The organism is Enterobacter sp. Cy-643 (genome assembly GCF_011752815.1).
In the GTDB taxonomy this organism is placed as follows: domain Bacteria; phylum Pseudomonadota; class Gammaproteobacteria; order Enterobacterales; family Enterobacteriaceae; genus Cedecea.
In genome coordinates, this window is sequence record NZ_VWWV01000009.1 from 17,501 (window position 1) to 34,122 (window position 16,622).

At 55.7% G+C, this 16,622-nt stretch carries 20 protein-coding genes; 9 read left to right on the forward strand and 11 right to left on the reverse strand.

Annotated features, from left to right (window positions below; translation table 11 throughout):
* Positions 1–2: 2 nt before the first annotated feature.
* The 4 genes from nrdE to F3J29_RS21120 form a co-directional block, all read right to left on the reverse strand.
* Positions 3–2,147 (reverse strand): class 1b ribonucleoside-diphosphate reductase subunit alpha, encoded by a 2,145-nt coding sequence (gene nrdE, locus F3J29_RS21105; RefSeq protein WP_166869023.1) that lies wholly within the window; start codon positions 2,145–2,147, stop codon positions 3–5.
* On the reverse strand, positions 2,120–2,530 hold the full coding sequence (nrdI, locus tag F3J29_RS21110) for a class Ib ribonucleoside-diphosphate reductase assembly flavoprotein NrdI (protein ID WP_039297519.1): 411 nt from the start codon (positions 2,528–2,530) through the stop codon (positions 2,120–2,122). The genes nrdE and nrdI overlap by 28 nt, the downstream gene beginning before the upstream one ends.
* Entirely contained in the window at positions 2,527–2,763 is a 237-nt protein-coding gene (nrdH, locus tag F3J29_RS21115) for a glutaredoxin-like protein NrdH (protein ID WP_166869024.1), read from the reverse strand. Before nrdH ends, nrdI begins: the two co-directional genes overlap by 4 nt.
* An 830-nt stretch (positions 2,764–3,593) precedes the next feature.
* Positions 3,594–4,025 (reverse strand): carboxymuconolactone decarboxylase family protein, encoded by a 432-nt coding sequence (locus tag F3J29_RS21120; RefSeq protein WP_166869025.1) that lies wholly within the window; start codon positions 4,023–4,025, stop codon positions 3,594–3,596.
* An 87-nt stretch (positions 4,026–4,112) separates the two neighbouring features.
* On the opposite strand from F3J29_RS21120, the gene pdxR reads away from it, so the two are divergent.
* Positions 4,113–5,489: a MocR-like pyridoxine biosynthesis transcription factor PdxR gene (gene pdxR / locus F3J29_RS21125; RefSeq protein WP_166869026.1), complete on the forward strand. Its 1,377-nt coding sequence runs from the start codon at positions 4,113–4,115 to the stop codon at positions 5,487–5,489.
* 71 nt (positions 5,490–5,560) lie between these two features.
* Here the strand turns inward: pdxR and F3J29_RS21130 are convergent, their stop codons facing one another.
* Entirely contained in the window at positions 5,561–5,890 is a 330-nt protein-coding gene (locus F3J29_RS21130; protein WP_166869028.1) for a DUF883 family protein, read from the reverse strand.
* A 160-nt stretch (positions 5,891–6,050) separates the two neighbouring features.
* On the opposite strand from F3J29_RS21130, the gene F3J29_RS21135 reads away from it, so the two are divergent.
* Positions 6,051–6,395 carry a DUF2002 family protein gene (locus F3J29_RS21135; protein ID WP_008458222.1) on the forward strand — a complete coding sequence of 115 codons (345 nt, stop codon included), beginning with the start codon at positions 6,051–6,053 and terminating at the stop codon, positions 6,393–6,395.
* Between the two features lie 43 nt (positions 6,396–6,438).
* Here the strand turns inward: F3J29_RS21135 and F3J29_RS21140 are convergent, their stop codons facing one another.
* Positions 6,439–6,894, reverse strand: a complete 456-nt coding sequence (locus F3J29_RS21140) for an L-alanine exporter AlaE (protein WP_039297511.1) — start codon at positions 6,892–6,894, stop codon at positions 6,439–6,441.
* Positions 6,895–7,245: 351 nt separating this feature from the next.
* On the opposite strand from F3J29_RS21140, the gene F3J29_RS21145 reads away from it, so the two are divergent.
* Entirely contained in the window at positions 7,246–7,533 is a 288-nt protein-coding gene (locus F3J29_RS21145; RefSeq protein WP_166869030.1) for a DUF2623 family protein, read from the forward strand.
* A gap of 111 nt (positions 7,534–7,644) precedes the next feature.
* Here F3J29_RS21145 and F3J29_RS21150 read toward each other — a convergent pair whose 3' ends face one another.
* The 3 genes from F3J29_RS21150 to F3J29_RS21160 form a co-directional block, all read right to left on the reverse strand.
* Positions 7,645–7,824, reverse strand: coding sequence for a GDFGVC terminal motif YodC-like protein (locus F3J29_RS21150; RefSeq protein ID WP_008458219.1), 180 nt, complete (start codon positions 7,822–7,824; stop codon positions 7,645–7,647).
* An 89-nt stretch (positions 7,825–7,913) separates the two neighbouring features.
* A complete protein-coding gene (locus F3J29_RS21155) occupies positions 7,914–8,438 on the reverse strand; it encodes a rhodanese family protein (protein WP_166869032.1) in 525 nt (174 codons plus the stop codon).
* Positions 8,439–8,446: 8 nt separating this feature from the next.
* Complete coding sequence (locus F3J29_RS21160) at positions 8,447–8,749, reverse strand: ArsR/SmtB family transcription factor (protein ID WP_166869034.1); 303 nt, start codon at positions 8,747–8,749, stop codon at positions 8,447–8,449.
* A 65-nt stretch (positions 8,750–8,814) separates the two neighbouring features.
* On the opposite strand from F3J29_RS21160, the gene F3J29_RS21165 reads away from it, so the two are divergent.
* From F3J29_RS21165 to F3J29_RS21180, 4 genes are all read left to right on the forward strand, one after another.
* The gene (locus F3J29_RS21165; RefSeq protein ID WP_166869036.1) at positions 8,815–9,438 is read left to right on the forward strand and encodes a histidine phosphatase family protein; all 624 of its coding nucleotides are present in this window, start codon (positions 8,815–8,817) and stop codon (positions 9,436–9,438) included.
* A 172-nt stretch (positions 9,439–9,610) separates the two neighbouring features.
* Positions 9,611–10,201, forward strand: coding sequence for a cupin (locus F3J29_RS21170; RefSeq protein WP_166869038.1), 591 nt, complete (start codon positions 9,611–9,613; stop codon positions 10,199–10,201).
* 42 nt (positions 10,202–10,243) lie between these two features.
* Positions 10,244–11,308, forward strand: coding sequence for an aldo/keto reductase (locus tag F3J29_RS21175; RefSeq protein WP_166869039.1), 1,065 nt, complete (start codon positions 10,244–10,246; stop codon positions 11,306–11,308).
* A gap of 187 nt (positions 11,309–11,495) precedes the next feature.
* Positions 11,496–12,299 (forward strand): MFS transporter, encoded by an 804-nt coding sequence (locus F3J29_RS21180; protein WP_166869041.1) that lies wholly within the window; start codon positions 11,496–11,498, stop codon positions 12,297–12,299.
* 13 nt (positions 12,300–12,312) lie between these two features.
* Here the strand turns inward: F3J29_RS21180 and F3J29_RS21185 are convergent, their stop codons facing one another.
* Positions 12,313–13,224 carry a LysR family transcriptional regulator gene (locus F3J29_RS21185; protein ID WP_166869043.1) on the reverse strand — a complete coding sequence of 304 codons (912 nt, stop codon included), beginning with the start codon at positions 13,222–13,224 and terminating at the stop codon, positions 12,313–12,315.
* 238 nt (positions 13,225–13,462) lie between these two features.
* On the opposite strand from F3J29_RS21185, the gene mgrA reads away from it, so the two are divergent.
* Positions 13,463–14,497: an L-glyceraldehyde 3-phosphate reductase gene (gene mgrA, locus F3J29_RS21190; protein ID WP_166869044.1), complete on the forward strand. Its 1,035-nt coding sequence runs from the start codon at positions 13,463–13,465 to the stop codon at positions 14,495–14,497.
* A gap of 45 nt (positions 14,498–14,542) precedes the next feature.
* Here the strand turns inward: mgrA and F3J29_RS21195 are convergent, their stop codons facing one another.
* Positions 14,543–15,508 (reverse strand): AraC family transcriptional regulator, encoded by a 966-nt coding sequence (locus tag F3J29_RS21195; protein ID WP_166869046.1) that lies wholly within the window; start codon positions 15,506–15,508, stop codon positions 14,543–14,545.
* 80 nt (positions 15,509–15,588) lie between these two features.
* Here F3J29_RS21195 and F3J29_RS21200 point away from each other — a divergent pair, with 80 nt between their 5' ends.
* On the forward strand, positions 15,589–16,620 hold the full coding sequence (locus tag F3J29_RS21200) for an SDR family oxidoreductase (RefSeq protein WP_166869048.1): 1,032 nt from the start codon (positions 15,589–15,591) through the stop codon (positions 16,618–16,620).
* Positions 16,621–16,622: the final 2 nt, after the last annotated feature.

Genomic DNA, 16,622 nt, shown 5'->3' on the forward strand with positions numbered 1-16,622 from the left:
CGTTATAGCGCGCAGGACACGCAGCCCTGCACCTCGGTGCCTTCCAGCGCCAGCTGCCGCAGACGAATGTAGTAGAGCGTTTTAATGCCTTTTTTCCAGGCATAAATCTGCGCTTTATTAATGTCGCGGGTGGTGGCGGTATCGCGGAAGAACAGCGTCAGCGAAAGCCCCTGGTCAACGTGTCGGGTGGCCTCGGCGTAGGTGTCGATGATCTTTTCCGGGCCAATGTCGTAGGCGTCCTGGTAAAACTCAAGATTTTCGTTGGTCATAAACGGGGCGGGGTAATACACACGTCCCGTTTTACCCTCTTTGCGAATTTCAATCCGGGAGACAATCGGGTGGATGCTCGAGGTTGCGTGATTGATATAAGAGATAGACCCCGTCGGCGGGATAGCCTGTAAATTCTGGTTATACAGGCCATATTTGCGCACGTCGTCGCATAGCTGCTGCCACTGCTCGCGCCCTGGAATCGCAATCCCTGCTTTAGCGAACAGCGCCCGGACTTTCTCCGTTTTGGGCTCCCAGGTCTGCTCCAGGTACTGGCGGAAGTACTCCCCGCTGGCGTAGCGCGACCGTTCGAAACCGGCAAAACGCTGCTGCCGCTCCCGGGCTAATGCATTGGAAGCGCGAAGCGCGTGCCAGGTGATGGTATAGAAATAGATATTGGTGAAATCCAGCCCTTCCGCTGAACCATAGGCAATGCCCTCCCGCGCCAGGTAGCCGTGGAGGTTCATTTGTCCCAGGCCAATGGCGTGAGAGGCGGCATTCCCTGCTTCGACCGACGGCACCGAACGAATATGGCTCATATCCGACACCGCCGTCAGGCCGCGAATGGCGGTCTCCACGGTGCGGCCAAAATCCTCAGAATCCATGGTATGGGCGATGTTCAGCGAACCAAGGTTGCAGGATATGTCTTTGCCCGTTTGCGCGTAATCCAGGTTTTCATCGTAGGTAGACGCGCTGTTCACCTGCAAAATTTCCGAGCAGAGATTGCTCATGTTAATGCGCCCGGCAATCGGGTTGGCCCGGTTAACCGTGTCCTCAAACATGATGTACGGGTAGCCGGATTCAAACTGGATCTCCGCCAGCGTCTGGAAGAAATCTCGGGCGTTGATCCAGCTTTTGCGAATGCGGTCGTCGGCCACCATCTGCTGATAAAGTTCGTTGACGCTGATATCGCCAAACGGCTTGCCGTAGATTCTTTCCACGTCATAAGGGGAAAACAGCGCCATCTGCTGATTGGTTTTGGCGAGCTGGAAGGTGATGTCCGGGATAGTCACCCCGAGCGACAGCGTTTTAATGCGGATCTTCTCGTCGGCATTTTCCCGCTTGGTATCGAGGAAGCGCAGAATATCCGGATGATGCGCATTAAGGTAAACCGCCCCCGCGCCCTGACGAGCGCCAAGCTGGTTGGCGTAGGAAAAAGCGTCTTCCAGCATCTTCATCACCGGGATCACGCCTGAAGACTGATTCTCGATGCGTTTGATAGGGGCTCCGGCTTCACGCAGGTTGGAAAGCAGGAAGGCAACGCCGCCGCCGCGTTTCGACAGCTGGAGCGCCGAGTTAACCGCGCGGCCAATCGACTCCATATTGTCTTCAATCCGCAGCAGGAAGCAGGAAACCAGCTCGCCCCGCTGCTTCTTACCGCAGTTGAGGAACGTCGGCGTGGCGGGCTGAAAACGGCCGCTGAGCATCTCTTCCATCAGGCGTGTGGCAAGAAGCTCATCTCCCTGCGCCAGGGTCAATGCCACCATGCAAACGCGATCCGGAAAATGCTCCAGATACTGCTTCCCGTCCCAGGTTTTCAGGGTGTAGCTGGTGTAGTACTTCCACGCGCCTAAAAAGGTCTGGAACTGAAAGCCGCTGCCGTGGGCGCTATCGAACAGTTCAAGGATAAACGGGCGCGAATAGCGGGTCAGCACGGCATCGTCGTAATAGTGTTCGGCCACCAGATAGTCCAGCTTCGCCTGCAGGCTGGGGAAGCTGACGGTGTTCGGTAAGACGTGCTGGGCAAAGAAGCTTTCGACGGCCCGTTTGTCTTTATCAAACTGAATATTCCCCTCTTTGTCATAGAGGTTGAGCATGGCGTTGAGGGCGTGGTAGTCCACGCTTTCCGTCGCTAAACGGACTGCTTCTGTCGTTGCCAAAATTCGCTTACTCCCTTACGCACGTTGTCGATGTCTTGCGGGGTGCCCAGTAGCTCAAAACGGTAGAGATAAGGCACCTGGCATTTCTGTGAAATGACGTCCCCGGCCCGGCAAAACCCTTCGCCAAAACTGCGGTTGCCGCTGGCGATCACCCCGCGGATCAGCGCGCGATTTTTTGGGTTATTAAGGAAGCGGATCACCTGCGGGGGCACCGCGCCGGCAATGCCGCCGCCGCCATAGCTGGGCACGATTAAAATGTAGGGTTCCGTCACTTCCAGGCGCGCTTTTACCTCTAGGGGAATGCGTAAGGCGGGTAGCCCCAGACGTTCGATAAAACGCAGGGTATTTTCCGACTCGCTGGAGAAGTAGACGAGGGTACTCATGCGCTGGCGGCAAGGCACAGGCGATTGATCATATCCGGGCGGAAGCCGCTCCAGCTTTCTGCTTCGGTCACCACCACCGGCAGCTGGCGGAAGCCTTTAGCTCTGAGGTCGTCAGCCGCCTCCGGACACTGATCGAGGTTGATCATGTCGAAGGCAAAGCCCCGGCTCTCCATCGCCCGTTTTGTAGCATGACACTGAACACAGTCATCTTTAGTGTAAATAGTAATGCGCATGATTCGTATTTCCCTTTAGAATAATGGAACGCCGCATAAAGTGGACTGCGGGTGGTGTGTTCTTACTGAAAGAAATACTAGATGTTGATTTTAAAATTTGCAACCACGCAAGATATAGTGTTTTTGTTGTTTTTTGTAGGGGATTGAAAAGTGTAGGGGAAGGGGGATCTTTTTCAGCAGAAAGAGCTTTATCTATGAAAGAACGGTTGAGATTCCGTTCACTTTAAGTCCTGTTTTATATGCAGCCCCAGAACTTGTGAACGGCTCAGGGGAATCACCGTCATTCCCCTAAGAACCCGGACTCCCGGCCAAATAAATCGACCGCGTGAGCGGCAGACCTCCGTTTTATCTCCCAGTCCTGGGTTGGCTGAGATGCGTTCCCGACGCTCTCGGCCACAACGTCTCTGCTTCTTTTACCCTCACCCTAACCCTCTCCCTGGAAGGGAGAGGGAATACACAATGTTTCCCGTAGATTTTGTTTTCTCCCTCGCCCCTTTGGGGAGAGGGCTGGGGTGAGGGGAGATTTGTCCCGGCTCTCATCGCCCCCGGTGATGACCCAACTCAGGCGGGGTTGAGCTGTCGGGAACAACGAAAGAGAGCGATCGTCGGGAACGCATCGCGAACGACCCCGAATGTTTGGGTGATAGCCGGTGCGTTTACCGCTTCAGCGGCGATGAGCTCGCCGGGCGCCGGGGGTCTCGGGGGAGTGACGGTGACTCCCCCGAGACGTTCACCGGTACAGTGGCTGCATATCAAACAGGCATGGAAGTGAACGTAATATTCTCCAGGCTACATAGAACGTGTTTGTGTATCAAAGACAAAAAAATCGCTTACTGCCGCATCCCAATCGCCACGCGGTTAAACGCATTCATCATGCTGGCCGCCAGCGTCAAATCAACAATCTCCTCGGCGCTAAAAAACGCCAGTAGCGGCTGGTAGACGTCGTCTTCGGCATTGCTGTCGGCAATCAGGGTGAGCGCTTCTGCCCACGCCAGCGCCGCGCGCTCTTTTTCGGTGAACTGGTGGCTAACTTTCCAGCCCGCCAGTGAATCCAGCTTCACCTGATCAACGCCGGATTTACGCAGCGCTTTGGCATGCATTTCGAGGCAATAAGCGCAGCCGTTAATCTGCGACACGCGCAGGAATACCAGCTCTATCAGCTCGTTGCTCAGAGGGCCATTCTCCAGCCCCTGCAGCGCCTGGCGCATGGGTTTGATCACGTTGGGGGAAAGCTCATAGTAAGGCTGACGTAATTCGATCATGGTGTGGCTCCTCATGTTGGTGTGAGGGCAATTTATCACTATGATGGACTATCAAAGAGAGCCATAAATTAACTAAGAAACCAGACCATGAAAGCAAAATTTGCGCCGCTTACCGTGGCCTCTCATCCCGCTCAGCCACGCTACCAGCAAATTGCCCGTCAGCTAAAGCAGGCGATAAACAACGGCGAACTGGCGGCAGGGAGTCGCCTGCCCTCCAGCCGGACGCTGGCGCTGGAGCTGGGGGTTGCCAGAGCCACGGTTGAGAATGCTTATGGCGACCTGGTGGCTCAGGGCTGGCTGGAGCGACGGGGGCAGGCGGGCACTTTTGTGAGTCCATCGGTTAAGCACGATCCCGGGGAGCAAAAGTTTTCAGCTGCTCACCCGCAGGGTGCGCCCAGGCCTTTTCAGATGGGGCTTCCCGCGTTGGATCTTTTTCCTCGCGCGATTTGGGCCAGAGTGATGGGGCGGCGCTTACGGCAGCAAACTCGTTTTGACCTGATGCTGCCGGAGCCCAGCGGAGAAGCCTCGCTGAAGCAGGCGATTGTGGATTACCTGCGTTTTTCCCGCAGTATTGACTGTCAGCCGGAGCAAATCTTTATTACCTCCGGGTTCCAGGCCGGTATAGCCCTGGTTCTCGCCACGCTTGCACGGCCCGGGGACAGTATCTGGCTGGAAGATCCCGGTTACCGCTTTGTTCGGCCTGATTTTGCAAAAGCCGGGATGGCAATCCGGGCGATCCCCGTGGACGAGGAGGGCATGCAGGTTGATGACGGCGTGCGTCGTTTTCCCGACGCCCGTTTTGCACTTTTGACGCCCGCACACCAAAGCCCGTCCGGCGTGGCGCTCTCTCTTTCACGGCGGCATGCGCTGCTGGAATGGGCCAGTCGGGAACAAAGCTGGATCATTGAAGATGACTACGACAGCGAGTTTCGCTACCACGGCAAGCCCTTGCCGCCGCTAAAAAGTCTGGACAGCCCGCAGCGAGTTATTTATGCCGGGACTTTCAGTAAGTCGATGTTTCCGGCCCTGCGTGTTGCCTGGCTTGTGGTGCCTTCCCACGCGGTAGCGGATTTTCAGCGCCAGGCGGGCAGGCAACCCTGTACCGCGCCTATCCTTATTCAGCAAGCTATCGCCGACTTCCTGCGGGAGGGGCATTTTTGGCGGCACTTAAAAAAAATGCGTCAGCGCTATGCCGAGCGTCGGCTGTGGCTTGAGCGGGCGCTGAGCGAGCAGGGCTTCATGGTTGTGCCTCAGGCAGGCGGCATTCAGATGGTGATTGGCGTCGAAGGGGATGACAATACCGTGGCGGAAAAAGCCAGAGCCGCGGGACTTGCTGTCCAGGCGCTTAGCCACTGGCGAATTGAACATCATGGGCCGGGTGGTTTGCTGCTGAGTTTTACCAATATCAGCTCGTATGAAATGGCTCAGCGCTATGCACTTCAACTGCGGCTGGCCATAAAGTAAAAACCCCGGCGAAAGGTGCCGGGGTTACAACGCGCATTTAGTCTCATTTATCGACTGTTAGGTGCCTGGGATTAGCGGCGTGACGCCAGCAATGCCCCAAGGAAAATACCCACCGCCGCACCAATACCCACGCTCTGCCAGGGTTTGTCGCGGACATAGGAATCGGCGCAGCCAACGGCATCGCGCGCGGCCTGCTTCACACGACCCTGATTGCCGTTAATCCGTGCGCGGGTCTCTTTCAGAAGCGCCTCAGCTTTTTTGCGTGCGGCATCAACTTCATCTTTTGCATCGCTCCCGAAGGACTTCAGTACATCCTCCAGCGTATCTGCCAGCTGGCTGACATCGTTATTGATTTCGTCTACCTGAACATCAACGTCATTTTTGTTTGCTCGGCTAGCCATGTATCTCTCCCTTTTTAAGATGTACGGCTAAGTGTAGACCATGAATTTTGGTTATGTGGCCGCTCAAGGCCATTGACGGGCTTTCTGGACAATTCCGAAAGCGTTGTCAATGCTGCTTATTGTATGGTTGCGATGCAGTAAATGATGACGAGGAAAATCTATGTATTTACGACCGGATGAGGTGGCCCGAGTGCTTGAGAAGTCGGGTTTTACCATGGATGTGGTAACAGCAAAAACCTACGGCTACCGTCGTGGTGAGAATTACGTTTATGTTAACCGCGAAGCGCGCATGGGGCGTACTGCCCTGATTATTCATCCCACGCTGAGAGAACGCAGCCAGTCGCTGGCGGAACCGGCATCAGAGATGAAAACCTGCGATCACTACCAGCAATTCCCGCTCTATCTTGCCGGCGAAACGCACGAACACTACGGCATTCCACACGGCTTCAGTTCCCGCATTGCGCTGGAAAGATACCTGACAGGATTATTTGGCGAGTCTGAATAAGTGAACGACTGGCTTCCGGCCAGTCGCCCTTGCAAGCCGGGGCTCAGGCGCCCGCTTTCACGCCCATCTGGCCGCTGACGCGAAACAGGCGGCGGCAGAAATCCAGGAAGTAGCCGTAAGCGGCACCCATCATCATCGATACCAGCAGGTTTGAGGTCACGGCGGCCACAATCTGGTGCCAGTCAGCGCCCACGCTCCATAGAATCAGCACGTAAACCGGGGACTGGAAGGTCACATAAGCCAGCACGTCAGCCAGATTTTTTGCCCAGCTCGCCGGAGTCAGGCGGCGCGCCGTGCGCATAAAGGCATCGCGGTAGAAGCCATAGGGCCAGGCGATAATAATGTTGACCGGCACGGCGACCAGGCGGGAAGAGAGCGACTGCTCAAAGGTCATGCCTGAGAGGAAGATCTCAATCATCATGTTCACTACCGAGCAATACACTACCATTGCAAAAATATCTGCGGCGGCATGGCGTAAGCGTGACTCAGGGGAAAACATAATGTTGACTCCAGTTTAAAGGCAGTTATTTGAGCTGCCTTTATGGCCAGTAATTAGTGTTATAAAACATGTAATTTAATGTGCGTAGAGTATGCCACTACAATGGTTTCATCAATTAGCTATAAATTTTTATTTATAGGTTTTTTGTCGATAAAGTGCGTTGAAACACACTTTGCCGCTGGCATTTCCTGATTTTGTGGTTCTCATTTTAATTTTCTGATGATTATCAAAGAGATGATTTAACTGTGTCTTAAAGCACAAAATCCCCCTAAAACCCTGGGTTTTAGGGATACCCATCGCGGATAAAATCGTTATATAATTATTTATATAGCGAGTGATAAGGAGTCGCTGATGGATAACCATTTTGGTAAGGGGCTGATGGCCGGAATGAAAGCCCGACAGGCCGACAGCGCGCTTAACGTGGAGCGTTTTTGCGCGGATTACAAACGCGGATTTGTGCTGGGCTTTACTCACCATATGGCCGAGCAGACCGGCGATCGCCAGCGCGCAGCCTGGGAAGCCGGGGTGCTAACCCGCCGCTATCACCTGGATAAAGAGTCGGTGGCTGACTTTCTGAAAGAGGTCAACGCGGACGTTGTGGTTCGATGTTTCTTTGCGGGTTATGAGAAGGGCTATTGATTGCTGGCCTGGATTGCCGCCGTGCCCGGTTGTTTATGAATGGCGACGACAAGGATAGGGGCACTTTTATTGAGAAGAACGGCGTGATTAATCTCACGCCGTTTTTGTTGCTTAGCAAACGCCGAAATCGCCTTCTTCCTGGTACAGCGAAACCGAATCTGCTTTCAGCGTGAGTTGATCCGCACCCAAGGTCGCGGCCGGGACGCAAATCAAATCCTCTCCCTGAACCTCAACCACCTGCAGCTTAGGGCCACCCTGTTTAGGTTGCACCACATCTCCTGGTTTAAACATAAAAAACCTCTGAATGCTAAGGGAATTTAATGCGGTTTTGCCGCCTGATAACCATAGATCAGAAATCGAGGCGGATAAAGCAAGATACGCTAACGGCGGTTCCACGGCAGCCAGGCCAGTAGACGTGCCATACCGCAAAATCCGCTGATGCCTGCGAACAATAAACCGGCGCCCACGAAACCAGATAGCAGGAAAAATCCGCTATTAACGCTGTACCCGAGCACGACCCCAAGCAGAATTAACGTCCCCGCCACAATTTGTACCTGCCGCATGATTGGCAGAGGCTGGCTTTTATCTGCCAGAATCTCCTGCCCGCCTTTTTTCCATGCTTCGAGGCCCCCGGCCAGCAGCATGACCTGGGCCGGTTCGGCAAGCGCCGCCAGCTTTTGAGCATGCTGAGAAGAACGCATTCCGGACTGACAGTGGAAAATCACCACGTCGTGAGGATCTAGCGGCCCCAGCCTGGCGCCGTTTTCAATGGCGGAAAGCGGCATCAGATGCGCCTCTGGAATGTTCTCACGGGCATGTTCATCCGGTTCGCGGATGTCGATCAGCGCGGCACCGCAGGCAATGAGCTTTTTCGCGTCTTCTGGCAAGATGGATGAAATAGTCATGATGTTCCTCAGGGGCAGTAAATGGTTTTCAGCGTCGCGATCACTTCGCGTACCGCGCTATTTTTGATGAAATAGAGCACACGCTGAGCATTACGCTGGTGCTCTATGAGCCCTTCATCCTTCATTTTCGTCAGATGTTGGGAGGTTGCTGAGGGGCTCAATCCTGCGGCGGCAGCAAGTTCTCCGGCCCCGGTGCCGGGGGAGTCGAGCAGCAGGCACAGAATGAGCAAACGCTTCGGGTTGCTCATGGCTTTTAGCAGTTTGGCGGCTGCCTCCGCGCTGGCCTGAAGTTGGGAGAGATCGGGTTGCATATTTTTATTTTAGATAATTCTAAATTAAGTAAATGCTAAATTAAAACGTTAACAAAGGAAAGCGTGTGCGAGTAATTTTGGTCCGGCATGGGGAAAGTGAAGGCAATCAACAGGGCATGATTCAGGGCAGACTGGAAAGCCCGCTCACCGCCCGCGGTCTCCGGCAATGCCTTGCGCTGGCTGCGGCCCTGTCTGAATTCCCTGTGACTCAGGTTTACACCTCGCCGGCTTTGCGGGCGCAAAACACCGCCGGCGTGCTGGCCGGCCACTTTACCTGCCCGATAACAACGGATGAAAGGCTGCATGAACGCCATTTTGGTTTGCTGCAGGGGCTGACCCTGGACGAGGCCCGGAGACAATACCCCGCCGCGATGCGCCAGTTGTCCGTCGGCGACCCTCTGCCCCGGATCCCTCAGGGAGAATCCGTCGCTGAGGTCAGCCATCGCCTGCTCGATTTTTTTAAAACATTGCCGCTTTCAGACGTGGATGACGCCGTGGCCGTCGTGACCCACGGCGCGGCGCTGGAAATTCTTCTCTGGCAGCTGAAAGGTGCGGCCCCGGGGGAGGAGCTTAGCCGCTACGGCCAGCAAAACTGCAGCTATAGCCTGCTGGCCGTCACCGCTTCGGGGATCGAGTTACAGCGCTGGGGCATAGGCACCCATTTATTGAACGTCAACCGACGGGCCTGACAAACTGCGTTGATTTTATTTTTATCCCACGCCCTGAATATGCTATCTCCAGAATAGATAATTCCCATCTAAATAATCTACTTAAAAAATAAATCCTTCTGGCTATGCTAGACAGGTACCAACGGCGCTGGCGCATTTCTTTTTTCTGACCACAACGCGGGAATACATTGCTATGGCCACATTCGACAGAAGAGATTTTATTAAATCGGTCCTGGTTGCCGGGGCAGGAATATCGCTCACGCCCGGCCGCGGCTGGGCCAGTTCGGGCATCACCCCGGAGGCCACATTAATTATCGCCAACGGCTGGGTGCCCAATAATTCAAGGCTGCCGGTTTTGCATTACAGAAACGTGGTGACCCGGGGAGATATTGCCTCCGGCATGGAGGCGATTTTTGCTGCGAATCAGTGGTTTCCGCAATGGCGAAACGGGGTTTATGACTACCACCACTACCACTCAACGGCGCATGAGGTACTGGGGTTTGCAGGCGGCACGGCGCGTTTGATGCTCGGTGGACCTGAAGGACACGAGGTGACGGTCAATGCCGGAGATGTGGTGCTTTTGCCCGCCGGTATTGGGCACTGCCGCCTGTCGGCCAGCGATGATTTCCTGGTCGTCGGGGCTTATCCGGCGGGACAAAGTTTTGATATTTGCCGGGAGGCGCCCACCGCCGAAATGAAGGCGCGTATGGCTTCTCTGTCGTTTCCCAAAAACGATCCGGTGAATGGGCTAACGCCAGACATTACCGCTTACTGGAAGGCATAACGCTTGAATGAGCAGTGAATTAAATTTCTTACGGGAGTCACTATGCAGTATGTCAATCTTGGCCAGTCCGGCCTGCAAGTTTCACAGTATGTGCTCGGAACCCTGACTTTTGGCGGCGACTTCGGTTTTGACCGCGCCGGTAGCGTGGACGTGAAACAGGCCACCTCGATGATCGCGCTCTCCCGCGAGGCGGGGATTAATGCGATTGATACCGCCAACCTGTACTCTTTTGGTCAGGCAGAAAGCATTCTGGGCGAGGCCTTACAGGGGCAGCGCAATGACTGGTTGCTGTTCAGCAAAGCACGGTTTCGCATGCATGAAGGCCCGAACGGCAGCGGGGCATCGCGTCAGCATCTCATCCCGCAGGTGAATGCGTCCCTCACCCGGCTGAAAACGGACTGGCTGGATTTCTTTTGGATCCACGGCTGGGACGGCGTAACGCCGGTAGAAGAGACGCTGGAAGTGATGGATTCACTGGTGCTGGCCGGTAAAATTCGCTATTGGGGCGTGTCTAACTACAGCGGCTGGCAGCTGGCGAAAACCAAATATTTAGCGGAGAAACTGGGCTATACCGCGCCGGTGGCCCAGCAGATTTATTACACTGCGGAAGGGCGTGACGCTGAATATGAGCTGCTGCCGGGCGGCAAAGAGATGGGGATCGGGTCGATGATCTGGAGCCCGCTGGGGGAAGGCTTGCTTACCGGGCGCATAGACCGCGAGACGCCGCCGCAGGACGGTACCCGGCAGGGCTCGACGTGGACCGAGCCGCATATCAGCGATCGTGCCCGGCTCTACCAGGTGATTGACGTGTTGAAGGAAGTGGCGGCGGAGTGCGGTAAAACCGTGCCACAGGTGGCGCTGGCGTGGGTCAGGCAGCGCCCGAACGTCGATACCCTCGTGTTAGGGGCGCGAAACGAGGCGCAGCTAAAGGAAAATATTGCCTCCATTCACCTGACGCTCACCGAAGCACAGATGTTGAAAATCGAAGCGGCGGGGCGCCCGGCGGCCATTTATCCGTTCTGGCATCGCGCTCAACTGGCTCTGGATCTGCCGTCACCGGCGGAAAAAACGTATCTGGAAGGATGGCGCGAAATTCAGGGGCTGTAAGTCGCCCAGGGTTGCGCTGTAATCTAAGAGAGGCCCTGGGCCTCTCTTTTCTGTTATGAAAATTAAGTCAAAAATTATGCAATCCTATAAAAAATCGGCGCTGACGCTGTTTGCGCTCTATTTCACTAACGGGGTTATTTTCTCTACCTGGGGCGTTTTTATTCCCTGGCTGAAAGAAGCCCACTAGGTGAGTAACAGCCTTTTATCCATCGCGCTGTTTTCGATGTCGCTGGGGGCAATTCTGGCCATGAAACGCCTCGGGCTGTGGGTCTCATCGATGGGGGCCAAAAAAGCTATTGGGCTGTTCAGCGTGCTTTATCCGTTAAGTTTATGGCTGGTATTTCTTAGTCCTTCCTTCGCGGCCTCATGCCTGTTACTGATGGCGTTTGGCCTGTCTCTGGCAGTGCTTGACGTGGCGACTAACGTGGAAGCGACGGCTGTGGAGCGGGCCAGCGGGCATAAATTTATGTCGAAGCTGCACGGAATGTTTAGCCTCGGGGGAATAGGCGGGTCGCTGGCAGGCTTGCTGTCGCATCGGCTCACATTCTCGGCGCTTTACTACCTATCCGTCGTGCTGATTGCGGCCGGGCGTTTTAGCGGCGACACGCTCCGTCGCGCAGTACGCGAGAAAACGCTACTGTCGCTGATGGCCACGCTGGGGTTTATTGGCATGAGTATCGTGCTGCTGTCGTCCTCGCCCGGCAATGCATTGGTCGGCTTTTTGCTGCTGGGGCTGGGCATTTCGACGCTTGTGCCGCTGATGTTTATTATTGCGGCCTCGCAGGGGGAAGGCGATGCCAGTAAAGAAATCGCGCTGGTGACCCGCATGGCCTATACCGGCATGCTGCTGGGGCCGGTAATAATCGGTGCTTTGAGCGGGTGGCTTGGGCTGCAGCTTGCTTTGTGGCTGGTGGCTATTCTGCTGGCCGGGATTGCGCTGACCGCCAAAGCGAGGCGCCTCTCTGTACCGCCAGCCGCAAATGGTTCCTGACGAACCCGGAAGATCAGGCTTCTTCTTCTGCCGGGCCTAAAATGTCCAAAAACTCTTGTACCGGGCGGTCGTGAACCTTCAGGCTGCCCGGGCTGTCGCTCAGCCAGACCACGGCCAGCTCCCAGCATAGGTCTGCGTTGCTGATCTTCCGTCTCGTCAGTCTGTCCCCGCGCGCCATAACCACCTCTTCCGGGAGCAGAGCCACCCCCATTTTCCGCTCTAAAAGACTGAGCAGCGTATCGAGATCGCTGACTTCAAAGGTGATTTTTCGGCTTAAGCCCCGCAGGGCAAAGCAGCCGTCATTGACCTTGCGCGTGCCCTGGCCCGATTCAAAGTCGATAAATGACAGGCCGGCAAGCGCTTCCATCGCGATGGCTTCTCCCTCTGGGGGCAGGCCGGGAAAATCGTGGGCGAAGGCCAGCACCATTTCGTCGCAGGCGATGATGCGCGAGGCCAACCGGTCTGAGACCTCTTCCACCGGCATAATGGCGAGACTGATTTGCTGGTTTTGGATTTTTTCATTTAGCCTTTCAGAAGAGCCCTGGCAAAGCTTGACCTCAAAATCGGGAAACTTGCGGATAAATGTCTCCAGCAATTCGGGGAGATCAATAAACGGCGGCACGCTTTGTACGGTGCCAATGGACAGCGTCCCGGTTTTTAAGGAGACAATCGCCTCCACTTCCTGGACCGCTTTATCCACGTAATGGCCGATGGTGCGGGCATAGTGCAGAAATACTTTCCCGGCCATGGTCAGGCGAACTTTGCGCGTGGAGCGAATAAACAGCGGGGTGCCCAGCTCTTCTTCCAGTTGCTTGATAGAGGTGGAGAGCGCCGACTGCACGATATGCATGCTGAGCGCGGCCCGGGTAAAATTTTCATGTTCCGCAACGGCAATAAAATGCCGAATCTGGCGCAGCTCCATCATTTATCTCCAGTAAAGATTAATGCAATCTCAATAATGAATTTTACAGATTAACGATACGCTGCGAAAATAGATTTCGCAATGAGTATTTATCTCGCCCTAAATATTCATTCATTGATTAATCCCTTTTAAATAACTCCGGTGATTTGTTGCCTGGTATTTACCTCTGCTCGATAAGTTTTGCATTATTCATTTAATGCGAACTTGCCCTTGATATTTTCTTCACCATGAGGAATGCGTTATGAATTATAGTGCGTCGCCATCTCGCTACAGTAATAATATGCAGTACCGTAAAACGGGGAAAAGTGGCCTGGCGTTACCGCTTATTTCGTTGGGGCTATGGCAGAACTTCGGCGGGGTGGATGTTTTTGAAACCGGCAGGGCTATTCTGCGTCACGCTTTTGATAACGGCATTACCCACTTCGATCTCGCGAATAATTACGGCCCACCGGCGGGGTCGGCGGAAGAGAACTTTGGCCGCTGGATGGCGAAAGATTTTGCCCCTTACCGTGACGAACTGATTATTTCCACCAAGGCTGGGTGGGATATGTGGCCTGGCCCCTACGGCGGCCCAACGGGCACGAAAAAACACCTGATTGCCAGCTGCGAGCAAAGCCTGAAGCGAATGGGGCTGGACTATGTCGATATCTTCTATAGCCACCGCGTGGATGCCGATACGCCGCTGGAAGAAACCATGGGTGCGCTGGTGCAGCTGCATCGCCAGGGCAAAGCGCTCTACGTGGGGATCTCGTCTTATTCCCCGGAGCTGACCCGTCAGGCGGCGCAGATCCTGGCCGAAGAGAAAGTCCCGCTGTTCATCCACCAGCCGAACTACTCCATGCTGAACCGGACCATCGAGCACGGGCTGCTGGATGTGCTGGCGGAGTTGGGCAGCGGCTGCATTGCTTTCTCACCGCTGGCGCAGGGTATGCTGACGTCGAAATACCTGAACGGGGTGCCGCAGGGGGCGCGTGCGGCCGGGGAGGGTTCCCGGGTGGCAGGCATGCTCAATACCGAGAACCTCAACAAGATCCGCGCACTGAACGCCGTGGCCGAAAGCCGCGGGCAGACGCTGGGGCAAATGGCGATTGCCTGGGTTCTGCGTGACTCGCGTGTCACCTCTGCCCTGATTGGGGCGCGTACCGTTGAGCAACTGGCGGACTCGCTGCAGGCGCTGGATAACCTGGCATTCAGCGCTCAGGAACTGGCTGAGATCGACCAGCATGCCACCGAAGGCGGCGTGGACTTATGGCGCGTCTCTTCGCAGATCAAATAGCCTGTTTGACTTATTTACGCCGCCGCCGTGCGGCGTTTTTTGTTTTTAACTGGCCGTGCTTCGCGCAGCGTTTCGCCAGGCTTTTGGCGACAGGCCGGTTTCACGTTTAAAAGCATTACTGAAGGCGCTTTCCGAGGTATACCCGAGCGACTGGGCCACCATGGCGATTTGATCCGCCTGTTCGCGCAGCGCTTTTTCTGCCAGCCGCATACGCCACTGGGTAAGATAAGTCCCCGGCGTGATCCCCGATGCGGTACGAAAATATTGCGCAAATGTGGTGCGCGACATGGCGCAGGCTTTGGCGAGATCTTCCAGGCGCCAGTTACGAGACGGATCAGCGTGTATAAGCTGCAGCGCCGGGGCAAGGCGGGCATCACCCAAGGCGCGCAGCAAACCTGCCGGAAGCGAACTGCTGGTTTGCAAATGGGCACGAAGGATCTGAATAAACAGCAGCTGTGAAAGCTGTGCGGAGGCGAGCTGGGTGCCGGGCTGAGCCTTTTCTCTTTCGGCAATCAGCTGATCGAGCAGCCAGCGGAAAGACGCCGCCTGCGGGGATGCGGCCGGGATGTGAATCCACTGAGGCAACACCTGAGCAAGCATCTGCCCGCGATTGGGATCCAGCAGAACGTGGCCGCCCATATACTCAAACTCTTTCCCTTCCCCCAGCGCGGCGTAGTTCCGCTCTCCGGCCTTAAAAACGCTCATGGCATCGACCGGTTTGATCTCCGGTGAGCTGGCGACAATAAACGCCCGCCTGGCATTCAGCAGGCCGACGTCGCCGGTGCAAAAATGTATCGGTTCCGGGTGGCCTTCGAGCATCACCCAGCAACTGCCTTTGACGATGGCGAAGAACTTGATTTTATCCGGCGGGGGGAAGTGAAGCGCCCAGTCGCCGCCCGCGGTAAAACCGCCGGTCACCAGCGACTCTGCGTCGGCAAACTTGAGGATTTCAGAAAACGGGTCGGTATGCATTTCCGTACTATTACGCAAGTAGAACGGACTATCAAGCATTCAAAATCCGACTGGCCGGTTTTATCCTGCGCAGCAAGAGCACGTATGCCATTTGCCTACCAGCCACAGAGGACAACAGGATGACACAAGATATTGTATTGGTTACCGGGGGAACCGGATTTATCGCCCAGCACTGCATTATAACGCTGCTGGAAAAGGGCTATGAGGTTCGTACCACCGTGCGTTCCGCCGATCGTAAAGCAGAAGTGCTCAAGAACCTGAAAGAGGGCGGCTGCGAGCCGGGCGATCGTCTCTCCTTTTTCGTCGCCGATCTAATGGCGGATGAAGGCTGGGCTGAAGCGATGGCCGGGTGCCGCTATGTGATGCATGGCGCCTCGCCGACGCCCTCCGGTAACCACGCCACGGACGAGGACTGGATCAAACCTGCGGTGGACGGCAACCTGCGAGTTCTCCGCGCCGCAAGCTTTGCTGGCGTTAAGCGCGTCGTGCTCACCTCTGCCTTTGGGGCCGTAGGCGTTGGGCATCCGGCAAGCCATCGCCGCCCGTTTGACGAAACGGACTGGAGCGACGTTTCCGGGAAAGTGTGGCCCTATCAGAAATCGAAAACGCTGGCGGAAAAGGCCGCCTGGGCTTTTGTTGAGACTGAAGGGCGTGGCCTGGAGCTGTCGGCGGTGAACCCGGTGGCGGTAATGGGGCCGGTATTAGGGCCTGATTTTTCCCACTCCACCCGGCTGGTGAAAAACATGCTGGACGGGCAAAAGGGCAACCCGAACATCAACTCTTGTTTTGTGGACGTACGCGACGTGGCCGATTTACATCTGCTGGCGATGACGCACCCGGCGGCAAACGGCGAGCGTTTCCTCGCCAGCTCCGGGAATAGCCTGCTGATGGTTGAGGTGGCGAAAATCCTGCGCAAGCATCTCGGTGAAGCCGCCGGGAAAGTCTCCACCCTGGCGCTGCCCGACTGGATGGTGCGCCTGGCGGCGCACACAAATCCGGGAATGAAAGGCTCGCTGACCCTGCTCGGCGTGGACATGAACGTGACCAGCGCGAAAGCGGTGAACCTGCTCGGCTGGGCGCCTCGTTCCCCGGAAGAGGCGATTGTCGCCACCGCCGAAAGCTTTATTCGCCTGGGCTTACTGGAGAATTAAGC

Bases quoted from the DNA above. Each gene is read 5' to 3' on its own strand.
- mgrA (WP_166869044.1), top strand. From the start codon at position 13,463: ATGAATTATAGTGCGTCGCCATCTCGCTACAGTAATAATATGCAGTAC.
- F3J29_RS21170 (WP_166869038.1), top strand. From the start codon at position 9,611: ATGGCCACATTCGACAGAAGAGATTTTATTAAATCGGTCCTGGTTGCC.
- F3J29_RS21140 (WP_039297511.1), bottom strand. From the start codon at position 6,894: ATGTTTTCCCCTGAGTCACGCTTACGCCATGCCGCCGCAGATATTTTT.
- F3J29_RS21200 (WP_166869048.1), top strand. From the start codon at position 15,589: ATGACACAAGATATTGTATTGGTTACCGGGGGAACCGGATTTATCGCC.
- F3J29_RS21155 (WP_166869032.1), bottom strand. From the start codon at position 8,438: ATGACTATTTCATCCATCTTGCCAGAAGACGCGAAAAAGCTCATTGCC.
- F3J29_RS21195 (WP_166869046.1), bottom strand. From the start codon at position 15,508: ATGCTTGATAGTCCGTTCTACTTGCGTAATAGTACGGAAATGCATACC.
- F3J29_RS21160 (WP_166869034.1), bottom strand. From the start codon at position 8,749: ATGCAACCCGATCTCTCCCAACTTCAGGCCAGCGCGGAGGCAGCCGCC.
- F3J29_RS21185 (WP_166869043.1), bottom strand. From the start codon at position 13,224: ATGATGGAGCTGCGCCAGATTCGGCATTTTATTGCCGTTGCGGAACAT.
- F3J29_RS21120 (WP_166869025.1), bottom strand. From the start codon at position 4,025: ATGATCGAATTACGTCAGCCTTACTATGAGCTTTCCCCCAACGTGATC.
- F3J29_RS21150 (WP_008458219.1), bottom strand. From the start codon at position 7,824: ATGTTTAAACCAGGAGATGTGGTGCAACCTAAACAGGGTGGCCCTAAG.
- nrdI (WP_039297519.1), bottom strand. From the start codon at position 2,530: ATGAGTACCCTCGTCTACTTCTCCAGCGAGTCGGAAAATACCCTGCGT.
- F3J29_RS21175 (WP_166869039.1), top strand. From the start codon at position 10,244: ATGCAGTATGTCAATCTTGGCCAGTCCGGCCTGCAAGTTTCACAGTAT.
- nrdH (WP_166869024.1), bottom strand. From the start codon at position 2,763: ATGCGCATTACTATTTACACTAAAGATGACTGTGTTCAGTGTCATGCT.
- F3J29_RS21135 (WP_008458222.1), top strand. From the start codon at position 6,051: ATGTATTTACGACCGGATGAGGTGGCCCGAGTGCTTGAGAAGTCGGGT.
- pdxR (WP_166869026.1), top strand. From the start codon at position 4,113: ATGAAAGCAAAATTTGCGCCGCTTACCGTGGCCTCTCATCCCGCTCAG.
- F3J29_RS21145 (WP_166869030.1), top strand. From the start codon at position 7,246: ATGGATAACCATTTTGGTAAGGGGCTGATGGCCGGAATGAAAGCCCGA.
- F3J29_RS21130 (WP_166869028.1), bottom strand. From the start codon at position 5,890: ATGGCTAGCCGAGCAAACAAAAATGACGTTGATGTTCAGGTAGACGAA.